Below are 13307 nucleotides of genomic sequence, written 5' to 3' on the forward strand. Positions count from 1 at the left end.
GGCCGGGGCCGGGGCCGGGGCCGAGGCCGGGTTCGGGGTCGGGCTTGGGGCCGAGGCTGGGACTGGGGCCGAGGCTGGGGTAGGACTTGGGGTTGGGGTGGGGTTTGGGGTGGGGGTGGGGGTGGGTGCGCGGTGGGGCAGCATCCGGCCGGTCGTGTCGCCGACACCGGCGCCGGCCGGCGGGCGCGGGCCCGCACACCGCCGGCCCTGCGCGGTGAACGAGCCTTCACAAGCGGCCGGTTCCGGCACCACCGAGCAGCCCCAGGCCGGGCCGGCGGCGTGCCGGGGCCCGGCACCGGAAGGACTCCAGGCGACCACGACCCCCGCGCCCGCGGCCACCCGCGGCCGCCAACCCGCGCCCACGCCCGCGCCCGCGCCCTGGCCAACCCCGCGCACCCCGCGCACTCCGGACGCGGTGACCACGGCAACAGCCGTGACCGCGACCAGCGCGACGGCCAGGACGACGAGCGCGAGGGGCAGGGATGCCGGTGGCAGCGCCAGGTCCCGGGTCAACGCCGCGCCCCGCACGGCAGCTGGCAGGAAGGAGCTCCACAACAGCAGCACACCGATCACGGCAAGGATGACCCACCTGCGTAAGCCACCGCCCGCAGGCACGGCCGCCGCAGGCACGGCGCCGGGTGTGGACATGAACTTCTCCTCGTCGAACTCAAGGCCGCTTCACTGGATATGACTGGCCACACGCAAAAGTTGTGACATCCCCCGCCCCGCGAACACCCCGCAACAACACCCCCCCCCGCTTGCGGGGAACACGCCTCAATACCCGTGCCCATCGACCACCATGGGCAGCCCGCCCACCACCACACACCCCCACCCCCGCGAGCCATCGACGACCGCGGCCACACCGTTCGTCGAGAACACCCCCGCAACCCCGCCCGCCGACCGCCCCCACGCACCGGCGGCTGCCGGCCGCCGCGGCACCGCCCCACGTCGAAGACCACGCCACCGGCTGGTCGTCGAGAACGACCGCCCGCCGTCGCGCTCCCGAGCCAACCCCGCCGCAGCGCCGCCCCCGACCGGATCCCCGACAGCCCTGCGGTTCACGGCAGTTGATACGCGGCGCCGCGCATGCCCGCGCGCAAAACGCGGCTGTGCACCCCCGGCACTGCCGGGCTACCGGGCCGCGGGCTGCGGGCTGCCACCAGCGCCGGCCGTTCACGGCCCGAAGCCACCACAAGCCGTTGACGCCCCAGCCGCTACCGGCCGTTGAGAACCGCGACAGCCGCTGCACGGTTGAGGGCGGCGGTCCACTGCCGCGCTCCGAAGACCGGCGAGGGGCACCCCCGCCCCGGCCGGCGGCCCGACACCCCGTGCGCGTAGGGGCGGTTGGGGCGTGGCGACGCGCTGCCCGCGCTCGATGGGGCCACCGCCCCTGCGGGGCGTCGGATGCCAACCCGCGGGCCTGGCCTCGGACGTGGCCGCACCCACCGGCGCACGGCCCTGTTCACCGCCCCGCCCTCACCGCGACGCGCGAGACCGTGCACGGTGACATGCCGCAACGCCGTGGCAGGAAACCGGCCGACTCGCGGCACCACCGAGCGCGAGCCCCCCCGGCGGCGGCCCCGCAACCCTTGCGCCCCGCGTACCGCGCGCCCGCGTGGCCCGTGTGCTTGGGGTGCGCGCGGTGGCCGTCGCCCGGGGCCGTCCCGGCGAGCCCAGGGGCCGAGGAGTCCGGGGGGCCCGGGGAGTCCGGGGGCCCGGGGCGCCCGGGGGTCTCGGGGCGCCCAGGGGCCGGGGCGCCCGGGGGGTCTCAGGGCTGGGGTGTGGCCCCGGGGCCGGGGGGTTATTCCTGGCCGGTGCCTTGGCCGAGGACGGTGGACATCACGGTGGCCAGGACACTCGCGGGGTTGTCGGCCGCGCCGGCCGAGCGCCAGGCGACGTGGTTGTCCGGGCGTACCAGGATCGCGCCTTGGTCGGTGACTTCCCGCAGGTCGGGCCAGTCGGTCGAGGTGTAGGGGGCGCGCTCGCCGATGCGGGCGACGGTGATGGGCACCGCGAACTTCTCGGCGACCTGTTCGGCGGCCTGCGCCCAGCCCCGGTCGCCGGGGCCGGTCAGCAGCGCGAACCCGCCGCGGTGGCCGACCAGGTCGTGGGTGGACAGCCGCTTCCCGTCGTGGTGCAGCCAGGCGTGCGGCAGCCGGTGCCCGGGGCGGGTGGTGGGCCTGTACACCTCGCCCATCGCGGAGCGCGGCGGGCGGCTGCTGCCGTCGCCGACGAGCGCGCCGTCGTCGTAGGCGAAGCCGATCTCCAGGTCGTGGGCCTGGCACTCGGCGCGGTGGGTGTCGAAGATCTCCGCCGCGCGGGCGCGGGTGACCTCGCCGACCTCGCTGTCCTGGAAGTAGGTGGTGAACGCCTGCGGGCGGCGCTGCGGCGGGATGTGCGCGCCCAGGCCCAGCGCGGCCTCGGTCATCAACCGGTGGTGGAACCATGCCGCCAGACCCCAGTCGACGTTGCGTCCACCCACCGGCCGCCGTTCCTTGGCGTAGCTGTCGAGCAGGGCGTCATCGGCGCGGCCGGCGGTGACCGCGGCCAGTTTCCACGCCAGGTTGTGGACGTCCTGGATGCCGCCGTTCAGGCCCAGTCCGGTGGTGGGCGGCTGACGGTGCGCGGCGTCCCCGACGATCAGGACCCGGCCGGCCCGGTAGCGGTCGGCCAGGACTCCCTCGACCGACCAGTGCGAGACCTTGTGGACACTCAACTCCACCTCGGGCAGGCCCAGCACCTGCCGTATGCGGGCGGCGACCGCGTCCATGTCCGTGCGGTCCGCGTCCCCGAGGGTGAAGTGCAGGCCCCACTCCTCGCAGTGGGCCCCCCAGGTGGGGCCCATCTCCAGCAGCGTGCTACTCAACAGCGGCTGGTAGGGGTTGACGAACCACGTGATGATCGTGCCCTCGTGCCACCACGGCGACAGGTCCGCGGAGAAGTACGCGGTGGTCACATCGACCATCTTGTCCACGCCCTGCATCCGCACGCCCACCTGCGGGCCCAGCGTGCGACCCCCGTCGGCGGCGATCACATACCGGGCCGCGACCCGCCGCAGGGCACCGCTGTCCAGATCACGGATCTCGGCGACGACCTTGTCCCCCTCGTCGGTGAACGACACCAACTCGTGGGAGAACAGCACCCCGCCCGGATTGCGTTCCTCGGCCTGCCGGCGCAGGATCGGCTCCAGCCTCAACTGCGGCAACTTCACCGGCAGCACCGGCCCATCAGCGGCATACACCGCCGTCATCGCACCGCCACCAAAGGCATCCATCTCGTGGATCACCCGCCGATCCAGCGGCCCCTGACCGGTCAACGTCGTCTGCCACCGCACCCGCCCGTACTGCTCCGGGACGGCCGCACGCTCCACCACCGCCTCATACAGGCCGTGCTGACGGAAGATCTCCATCGTGCGCTGGTTCAGATAATGCGCCTTCGGCAGGATCGAGGTGTCCGCATGCCGCTCCACCAGCAGATGCCCCACACCCAGGTCCGACAAGAACACCGACGCCGACAAGCCGCAGCCGCCACCGCCCACGATCAGAACCGGAACCTCGGTAACGTCCATAACCGGCCTTCCATCAGACGAGGGCCCACACGCAACGGGGCGCCAGACGAACACACACGAATGTCCCCGCCCCGGAAGCAGGCCAAGAACACCACTGCACACCGACAACACGGGCCACCGAACACCACACCCGGACAGCCGCCCCGACGGCGTTTTTCAGCCGATGCCGCAACGCCCAGCATCAGCCGCACCCATTGGCCCGCACTAGCCCCCCACTTGGCGCCGACTTGGCACCCACCACCCAAAGGAGGCCAGGACCGAAGGGGCCAGGGGAGCAGAGGCCAGGGGCGCAGAGGCCGGGGGCGCAGAGGCCGGGGGCGCAGGGTGGTTGCGGCCGGACACGGGGCGGGGCGTGGTGCCGCCCCCGGGGGCGGCGGGCCGGTGCCAGGGTCGGATCCTTGCCGGGGTGGGTCGTTGCCCGGGGGCGGGCCGCTGCTCGCCGGGGGGTGGTGGGGCGGGGGGTCAGTTGTAGGCGGACAGGCAGCGGGTGGGCGACGTGGGGCGGGCCGGTGCCGGCCGAGGCCAGGAGCCGGCCCTTTCACCACCACGATCACCACCACGATCACCACCGCGGTCACCACCGCGGTCACCACCGCGGTCACCACCGCGGTCGGGCCAGGCCGCCGGGCGGGCGGGGCCGCCGGCGGGCCGCCAGTCCAGGGACGGCGCCTGGTTGAGGATCTGCCGTTCCAGCAGTTGCAGCGCCGGCCGCGGATCGATCCCCAACTCCTCAGCCAGCCTGCGCTGGTTGGTGCGCAGCACCGCCAACGCGTCGGCCTGCCGCCCCGCCCGGTACAACGCCAAGCTCAACAACTCGCACCCGTACTCCCGCAACGGGTGTGCCTGCACGAACGCCTCGAGTTCAGCCACCGCGATCTCATGCGCGCCGGCCGCCAGCAGCGCGGTGCACCGGCCCTCCACGACCGACAGCCGCAACTCCTCCAGCCGCGCCACGTCCGGCCGCACACACGCGGTGTCAGCGACCTCCCCATACGCCCGGCCCCGCCACAACGCCAACGCGTCCTCGAACTCCCGTACCGCGACCTGCGGATCACCGAAGTCCAACGCCTGCCAGCCCGCGACCGCCCGGTCACTGAAACGGTCCACGTCCACCTCCACGACCCGCCGCTCCAGCAGATAGCCGCGCTCGTAGGTCCGCAGCACCGCCGGCGCCGTCCTGGGCGCACGATCCGGCTCGAGCACCCGCCGCAGATTCGCGACATACGCCTGCAAGCTCGCGATCGCCGAACGCGGCGGGCTACCCGCCCACAACTCCTCCACGATCATGTCGACCGCGACCGGCTGACCCACCTTGCTGACCAGCAACGCCAGCAACGCACGCTGCTTGGGCGCACCCAGGTCCACCAGCCGCCCACCCACCACCGCCTCGATCGGACCAAGCGCCCGGAACGCCACCATCGGCCGCGGCCCACCGCCACCCCGTCCACGCCGCCCGGCCACCGAACGCAGCTCACCCGGCCGCCCCGGCAACACATCACCGATGTCCGACCCGCCACGATCACCCGGCCACGCATCCGGATCCAGATCCAACTCCCGGGCCACATACACCCGCAGCACCTCGTTGGTACGGCGCAACTCCCGCACCTCACGCTCCAGCGCCGCGATACGCCCACCCTGCGGATCACCGCCCGGCACGCAACCGCCACCCCCTAAAGACCCCCCGAACCCGCCACCCGACTCCACAGCAGCGGCCGGAACACCGGCATCGACGTTCTCGTGTGCCATCCGTGAACTCTCCATTTCCACGGCCTGGTCCAGCGGAGCTGGCTGATTCGACCAAACGCGGATCGGTGACGCCGGTTGCATCGTGCACGAGAGCAGTCCGCCGGCACTCACCGGCGCATACAAGGAACAAACAAACCCTGCACCACTGCGCGCGACCCTATGCGCCCAAGGTCAACCCGCCAAGCCAGCACCAAACGATTCTCCAGCCACCCTCAAGCCCCCCCCCACACACACCACACCGCACACCCCACCGCACGCACACTCGCCACACACCACCGCACACCAACACGCCACCACACGCCGACACCGCGGACCGCCCCCGCATGCCGACACGGCCAGGGCTGCCAGGGCTGCCGGGCTGGGGGTGCGGACACCGCCGCAACGGGGTGCGGCCCGCGCCCCCCGGCCGGCCGTGTGCGTGCGGGACGCAAGGGGCCGGAATCGGGGGCGCGGGCCGCAACCGGCCTCGCACAACCAAGGGCTGGTTCAGACGCGGCTCATCGCACGCTCTGCGCGAAGTTGAACCGGTCGTACGGGTCGTATTCGTGCTTGACCCGGCTCAGCTTCGGATAGTTCTCCGCGTAGTAACCGCCCTTCCAGTCCTCCAACCGCGGGTCGTAGAAGTTCAGGTACGTCTCACCGTTGGAGTACGGGTCGATCACGTCGAACCCGGCGTCGGCGAAGTGCTCCGCCGAGGCCACCGCCTCCTGCGGCACCGGACCGGTGGCGTTCGAAGCCAAGAACGCCGCCGAGAAGATCGTGTCGCGGTGCACGAACGCCGTCGCGTCCCGCGGCACCGTGTTGGCCTTCCCGCCCATCGTCACCACCTGCAACTGGCGCATCTGCCCCGCCTGCCGCTCGGTGTCGAAGACCTCCACCACCTTCGACCAGCCCTCGTGCGGCAGCGGCTCGCTGAACAACCGGCTGCGCCAGATCCCGTACTCCATCCGCGGCAGCATGCCCCCGGGAACAGCACCCGTGCGGTGGCACTGCTCGACCGTCTTGTCGCCACACACGTAAAAACCCATCATGATCTGCTGATACGGCGCCCTGACCGGCCTTTGCTGCACCGGAGGCTTCCCCACCAGCGAGATCAGCCGCTGCACCTCACGATCCAGCACACCACCAGTGTCCGCCGAACCCATGAACAACGACACCACCGGAACATTGCCCGGCGCCGCGTCCAGCAACGTGATCAGGAAAGCACTCCCGATCGACCACGGCACATCGGCCTGCCACTGCGACCAGCCGTCGAACAAGTCGACCGCCTGGTCATACGGCCAGAACAACGTGGTGGTGTCCAGCAGATCCAACGGCGTCGGCGTGATCTCGTAGGAGGTCACCACACCGAAGTTCCCGCCACCACCCCCACGCAACGCCCAGAACAGATCCGGATGCTCATACGGCGACGCCGTCACCAACCGCCCATCGGCCAACACCACCTGCGCCGACGTCACACTGTCGGTCGCCACCCCCATATGCCGGGTGAACGGACCCACCCCACCACCTTGCAAGTACCCACCCGCCGCGACCGTCGGACAATACCCGTCCGCGATCGCCAACCCCTGCCGGCCCAACGTGTCCGTGATGTCGACCAACTGCGCCCCGGGACCCATCCGCACCCCGCCACGGCCCACAGCGATCTCGTTCAACTCCGACACATCGATGACCAAAGAATCCGGCTTCGTGGAATACCCACCCGCACAGTTCCCACCACTACGCACCGCGACCGGCACACCATGCCACTCCGCGAAACGCAGACACAACGACACATCCCACGGCGACTCACAATAAGCAACCGCCTGCGGAAACACATCATCGAACTGCGCCAGATACAACTGCTTCGCCGTCGAATACCCCGCATCCGACGGCAACACCAACCGACCCGCCAGATGACGACCCAACCGATCCCAACCAACCCCAGGAGCCGCCCGCGCAACAGCAGAACCCGACAGCCCCGTCGCGGCCAACACAGCCGCCCCACCCGCACCGACGAGGAAAGATCGCCGATTGACCATGAGCTGATCCTTTCGTGAGGGGATGACACGGCCCACCGCAAACGCGCCACAACGACGCCTCCCAACACAGCGGACCGCCGGCAAGCCGCGGCAACCCCCCACAGCCGCAACAAACACGACATGCGCGGACGCCGACGACACCACCGTTCAACGTAACCACGCGACCTTGGCGCCCACTTGGCCCTCACCAGCCACAACCACCCCACACCCACCCCCCAACACACCACCCCCACCACACCACCACAACACACACCCCACCCACACACCCCCACCACAAACCCCACAGCCAACCAACAGACAAGCCCCCAAACACCCACCAGACACAACGCGCGGACGGCAAGCCCTGACGCAGGCAGGGACACAGACGGGGGCAGACGCACCACGCGGGCGGGGACACAAACCCCAGCAGACACAGGAGCCGGCAGACACGGCCAGGCACACGAGCCGACTGGCGCAGGGACCGGCAAGCGCAGGGGCCGGCAGGCGCGGCCAGGCGCAGGGGCAGTACACGGCCAGGCGCGAAGGCAGGCCACGCGGCCACCACACGCGGGCCCCACTCCCCCGAACACCGGGCCCCCACACACGGACCCACACGCCACCCACCCCGAAAACGCCACCCCACGCCACGCAACACGCCCCCCAGGACGAGGCAAGGCAGGCCAGGCAGGGCACGGGGCGGGGCAGGCCCCGGGGCGGGACTCAAGGTGCGCCACCGACGGAAGTCGCTGACCTGCGAAAACGATCTCGAGCGACGCCACGCGATCCCAGCCCGGTGGAACGAGCTTCCCAGCCAAGGCTCAGCGCGCATACGGCCTGGCGCGCCGCTGCCAAGCGGCTACGTCCCGATCGTGACGGACGGCCGCCTGCGTGCGGGGCACGCTCACGATCTGCTCAACTCCCGCGTGACGCGCGCCGGGGCGGGCACAAAGCGGTCACGCGTTCTGGAGCGCGCCCGGTCGGCGGTGAGCCGGCGCGGGTACGACGGCTGAAGGGAGTTGCCGTGACGTCGGCATGGAAGTGGCTGGTGCGGCGGATGCGCGCCGCTGTGTCGGAGCGGGACCGGATGAAGCGCTACGACTTTCCCGAGGCGCACCGGATGACGCAGTCCCGGCGAGAGCACGAGGCGGGTCTGTCCCGTCACTACGCCGGACCGACCGGGCATGACCAGGGCATCGACTGACCCGCCGCGGGCGCCGGCCGTCGACAGCCTCGTCCTAAAGACCTGCCGGACGGGCCCATCCCCGGGACCGGAAACTCGCCCCGCATTTCTTCACCTTCCCCAGCCCATTTCGTCGGTCCCCCAAGGTGGGGGTGGGGGTGTCGCCAGGCCGGGGCGGGCAGCAACGCAGTCGGGCCCCGGTCACGGGACGGCGACCACGACAGGTCACCACCCGCAACCAGAGCCCGAACACCTGCACCAGCACCTCACCGGCACGACACCGGCAAGGGGAAAGGTCAGAACAGCCCGTACGACCCGATCGGCGTCAACTGCTCCATCGTCAAAGGCTGCGCAGCCCACTTCCCCTTCAACTCGCCCATCACCGCACCGAACGCGGGAATCGCCGCCAGCGGATTCGCCGCATCATCCTGAAGATCCACCACCAGCAGATACGAGCCCTCATCCGCCAGCTTGCACCACGAATAACGCACACCCTGCGGCTGGACAGCCTCGATCGCCGCGAACAGCTCCTTGCCCGCCGCCTCCATGTCAGCGACATGCTCAGGCTTGATCGACGCACGGAACATACGCACACTCATCAAAAATCTCCTTCACCACAACACACGGACAACTCACACCACCCCCGACCACACCCGGGCCAGGCAGACCGAACCCAGCACTCACAGGCCCAGGCACACAGCCCAGGACCCCAAAGCCCCGACAGCACGGCACAGACACAGGCACAGGCACAGGCACGGACACGGGCGCGGGAACAGGACGCGGACCTGCCGAACCCCTCAGAGCCGACGCACCCACGCGACACCAGCAGGACCGGCACGACCCCGAACCGGCCCCCCCCCCAAAGGGGCGCCAGGCCCAGAACCCGAACCCGACCACCAGACAGCAGAACTGACAGCCCGTCAGGTCCGCGCCCGGGCCCGACCAGCCACAGCCCTGGAACCAGACCAGACCAACCAGGCCAGGCCAGGCCAGGCCAGGCCAGGCCAGGCCAGGCCAGGCCAGTGCAGTCCAGTGCAGTGCAGTGCAGTGCAGTGCAGTCCAGTGCAGTCCAGTGCAGTGCAGTGCAGAAACAACCAGGCCAGGCCAGGCCAGTCCGGCCAGGCCACGGCTGTGCAGTGCTGTCCGGCCAGGCCCATGCTGGGCCTGGGGATCCGTCAGGGTCCGCCGGGGCCAGGCCCGGCGCGGAACCGGGGTTCACCCCGGCCATGGCCGGCTGCGGACTCCGGCCGGCCGGCTTGCGGGCGCCTTCGATGGCGGGGCCAAGGGCGGGCCCGGAGTCAAGAGGCCGTGCCCGCACCCCCCACAGCGCGGGGGTGCGGGCACGGTTTCGCCTCAGGCCTGCGCGGCCGGCTCCGCCGTGGCCGCCGGCTTCGCACCAGGCGCACCCGGCGTCGGCAGCGGACCACGCCGCAGCAACGAGCCACACACCACCGCACCGAACGCGAAGATCCCCGCACACCACCAGAACACCGTGGTGTAACCGTGGATCGTCGCCTGGTGGATCAACGCCGGCGTCGGCCGGCCCTGCACGTGATGCTCCACGTAACGCGTCGTGGCACTGGTCGCGATCGAGTTCAGCAACGCCAGACCGATCGCACCACCGATCTGCTGCCCGGTCTGGATACTCGCCGACGCGATACCCGCATCATGCGGCGCCACACCCGAGGTCCCGGTACGCAGCGTCGAGGAGAAGATCAGACCCATCCCCGCACCCGCGAGCATCAACGGACCCAGCAACGCACCGGCATAACTGGAATCCACATGAATGCCCGTCAGCCACGTCATACCACCGCCACCCAGCAGCAGACCCGCCGTCACCAGCGGCTTGGGACCCACCAGCGGCATCAGCTTGATATTGCCGATACTCGCCGCCACCGCCACCACACCCACCATCGGCAACAGCCCCACACCCGAGCGCAACGCCGAATACCCCAGGGTGTTCTGCATGTAGTAGATGACGAACAAGAAGATGCCGTACATCGCGGCACCCACCAGCAGCATCGTCAGATACGCCCCACCACGGTTACGGTCCAGCACGATCCGCGGCGGCAACAACGGCTGCTGCGCCCGCGACTGCCAGAACGCGAACACCACCATCAACGCCGCACCCGCGATCAAGAACCCCCACGTCGACGGCGTGCCCCACCGATGCGTCGACGCATTCGAGAACCCATACACCAGGCAGAACATCGCACCCGACACCGCCACCACACCAGGCACGTCCAACCGCGCACCCGACCGCTTCGCCGGCCGCGACATCAACACCGACCCACCGACCACCGCAAGACCAGCGAACACCAGATTGATGTACATGCACCAACGCCACGACAACGACGACGTCAACGCACCACCGATGATCAACCCCAGACCACCACCACTGGCCGCGATCGTGGAGAACGCACCGAACGCCTTACCCCGCTCCTTCGGATCCGTGAACGTCGTCGTCAACAACGCCAACGTCGCCGGCGCCAACAACGCCGCGAACACACCCTGACACGCACGCGACGCCGCCAACATCTCAAAATTCGTCGCAGCACCACCCACCGCAGAAGCAGCCGCGAACCCGACCAACCCCGTCAGGAACGTCTCCTTACGACCGATCAGATCCACCAACCGACCGCAAAACAGCAACAACGACCCGAACGACAACAAATACGCCGTCACGATCCACTGCCGGTCAGCGTTCGAGAACCCCAAATCCTGCTGCGCCGACGGCAACGCCAGATTCATCACCGTCGTATCCAGCACCACCATCAACTGCGCGATGCAAATCACCGCGAGGACCAGCCACCGGCGAGGATCCCTCCCCACCGACCCGGCCGCCTCGGTAGCCGAGGCTGCATCCTGTACTGCCACGATCCCACTCCCTCACCCAAACGAACCCGAATCCAGGTCTCCCCTATACGACAGATCCCACGCCCCACATGTGACATCCCCACCCCCCCACCACCCCCAGCACCCACCCCCAACCCCCACCAGCACCCACCCAGACCACCCCACACCCCCACCCAAACCGCCCCACACCCCGCCCCACACCCCGCCCCAGACCCCGCCCCGGACCCCGCCCCGGACCCGCCCCGGACCCGCCCCCCAAAGACAAGAAGAACCAGGCACAACAAAAGGGGCCACGACAACCGGCACGACCACGACCCCACACCAGCACCAGCACCAGCACCAGGGAACAAAACCCCAGGTCAAGGCCACCACACGGACACACCCAAGCCCCACCCAGAACCCCACCCAGAGCCACGACCAGGGCAGGAACCGGGACCGGATCAACGGGCGGGAACCGGGACCGGACCAAGGGGCGGGAACCGGGACCGGATCCAGGCGTGGGACCAAGCCCGCCGGCCCCTTACCCCTCACACACCGCCACGCTCAGGCCACCACAACGCCGAACCAATCCCCCGGCACACCCCCACCAGAACACCACCACCACACCAGCCAGCCCCAAGCCCGCAACAAGCCCCACCCCCACCCCAAGGCCCACCCTCAAACAACAGCACCACCGCACCCCACACCCGCACCCACACCCGCCCCCGGGCAAACCCGACCACCACCGGCCCGACCCACCCACCCCCCCAGCGACCTCAACCGACCCACCCCCAGACACAAAAAAAGAGCAGCCACCACACCCCACCGGCAGCCACCCCAACCCCCACACCCACCAGCGATGTGACGTAAACCACTTCCCACCAGAACAGTCACACCCCACCCCCCGGGCACCTCTTAACTACAGACCGTAGCCCCCCAACAACCACACACCCACCACCGAAAGGACCCCGCCATGCCCCACCCCACCACCACCCCCTTAACCCCCCACCACACCCCCACCACCACCGCAACGGCCACCACCACGGCCACGGCCACGGCCACGGCCACGGCCACGGCCACCGAACACTTCACCCAACACCGCGACCTCCTCTTCTCCATCGTCTACAACATGCTCGGCACCATCACCGACACCGACGACGTCCTCCAAGAAACCTGGCTCGCCTACACCACCCGCCACACCAACCCCCACGCCACACCCATCAACAACCCCCGCTCCTACCTCACCCGCATCGCCGTCAACCGCGCCCTCGACCACCAGACCACCCTCAACAAACGCCGCGAAACCTACATCGGCCCCTGGCTCCCCGAACCCCTCCCCACCCCCCACCACACCACCACCCCCACCACCACCGAAACCACCGACACTGCCGACACCATCATCCAAACCGAAACCATCTCCCTCGCCCTCCTCGTCATCCTCCAAACCCTCTCCCCCCTCGAACGCGCCGTCTTCCTCCTCCACGACATCTTCGGCTACACCCACACCGAAACCGCCCACACCCTCAACCGCACCCCCGCCGCCATCCGCCAACTCGCCCACCGCGCCCGCACCCACATCCACACCCGACAACCCCGCTACCAACCCGACCCCACCACCCAACAAAAAATCACCGAACACTTCCTCACCGCCACCCGCACCGGCAACCTCCAAAACCTCCTCAACCTCCTCACCCCCACCACCACCCTCCACAGCGACACCAACGGCACCACCCACCCCCCCACCGGCCCCCACCACGGCCCCACCAAAATCGCCCACCTCCTCACCCACCACGCCCAACACACCAACCCCCACCTCACCACCACCTACACCACCCTCAACCACCAACCCACCGCCCTCCTCCATCACCACCACACCCCCCAAGCCACCATCACCCTCGACCTCACCCCCACCCACCACATCAACAACATCTACATCAACGCCAACCCCAACAAACTCACCCACCTCACCCACTACACCCAC

General features: G+C 69.8%; 7 protein-coding genes. 2 read left to right on the forward strand and 5 right to left on the reverse strand.

Going from position 1 to position 13307, the window contains the following annotated elements; translation table 11 throughout:
* Positions 1-1801: 1801 nt before the first annotated feature.
* From ACH4TG_RS40715 to ACH4TG_RS40725, 3 genes are all read right to left on the reverse strand, one after another.
* Positions 1802-3568, reverse strand: coding sequence for an FAD-dependent monooxygenase (locus tag ACH4TG_RS40715; RefSeq protein ID WP_398248335.1), 1767 nt, complete (start codon positions 3566-3568; stop codon positions 1802-1804).
* 462 nt (positions 3569-4030) lie between these two features.
* Positions 4031-5314, reverse strand: coding sequence for a BTAD domain-containing putative transcriptional regulator (locus ACH4TG_RS40720; RefSeq protein ID WP_398248337.1), 1284 nt, complete (start codon positions 5312-5314; stop codon positions 4031-4033).
* Positions 5315-5811: 497 nt separating this feature from the next.
* Positions 5812-7332: an FAD-binding oxidoreductase gene (locus ACH4TG_RS40725; protein WP_398248339.1), complete on the reverse strand. Its 1521-nt coding sequence runs from the start codon at positions 7330-7332 to the stop codon at positions 5812-5814.
* Positions 7333-8332: 1000 nt separating this feature from the next.
* Between ACH4TG_RS40725 and ACH4TG_RS40730 the strand changes: the two genes are divergently transcribed.
* Positions 8333-8512, forward strand: coding sequence for a hypothetical protein (locus ACH4TG_RS40730; protein WP_398248341.1), 180 nt, complete (start codon positions 8333-8335; stop codon positions 8510-8512).
* 275 nt (positions 8513-8787) lie between these two features.
* Here ACH4TG_RS40730 and ACH4TG_RS40735 read toward each other — a convergent pair whose 3' ends face one another.
* Positions 8788-9090 carry a hypothetical protein gene (locus ACH4TG_RS40735; RefSeq protein WP_398248343.1) on the reverse strand — a complete coding sequence of 101 codons (303 nt, stop codon included), beginning with the start codon at positions 9088-9090 and terminating at the stop codon, positions 8788-8790.
* A 754-nt stretch (positions 9091-9844) separates the two neighbouring features.
* Complete coding sequence (locus ACH4TG_RS40740; RefSeq protein ID WP_398248345.1) at positions 9845-11368, reverse strand: MFS transporter; 1524 nt, start codon at positions 11366-11368, stop codon at positions 9845-9847.
* Between the two features lie 931 nt (positions 11369-12299).
* Between ACH4TG_RS40740 and ACH4TG_RS40745 the strand changes: the two genes are divergently transcribed.
* Positions 12300-13307: sigma-70 family RNA polymerase sigma factor (locus ACH4TG_RS40745; RefSeq protein ID WP_398248347.1), on the forward strand; the 1008-nt coding region annotated here is incomplete at its 3' end.

The sequence above is a fragment of the Streptomyces sp. NPDC020917 genome (assembly GCF_044333795.1).
Classification (GTDB): Bacteria; Actinomycetota; Actinomycetes; order Streptomycetales; family Streptomycetaceae; genus Actinacidiphila.

Excerpts from the sequence above, each read along its gene's own strand:
- ACH4TG_RS40715 (WP_398248335.1), bottom strand. The coding sequence starts at position 3,568 with ATGGACGTTACCGAGGTTCCGGTTCTGATCGTGGGCGGTGGCGGCTGC.
- ACH4TG_RS40720 (WP_398248337.1), bottom strand. The coding sequence starts at position 5,314 with ATGGCACACGAGAACGTCGATGCCGGTGTTCCGGCCGCTGCTGTGGAG.
- ACH4TG_RS40725 (WP_398248339.1), bottom strand. The coding sequence starts at position 7,332 with ATGGTCAATCGGCGATCTTTCCTCGTCGGTGCGGGTGGGGCGGCTGTG.
- ACH4TG_RS40735 (WP_398248343.1), bottom strand. The coding sequence starts at position 9,090 with ATGAGTGTGCGTATGTTCCGTGCGTCGATCAAGCCTGAGCATGTCGCT.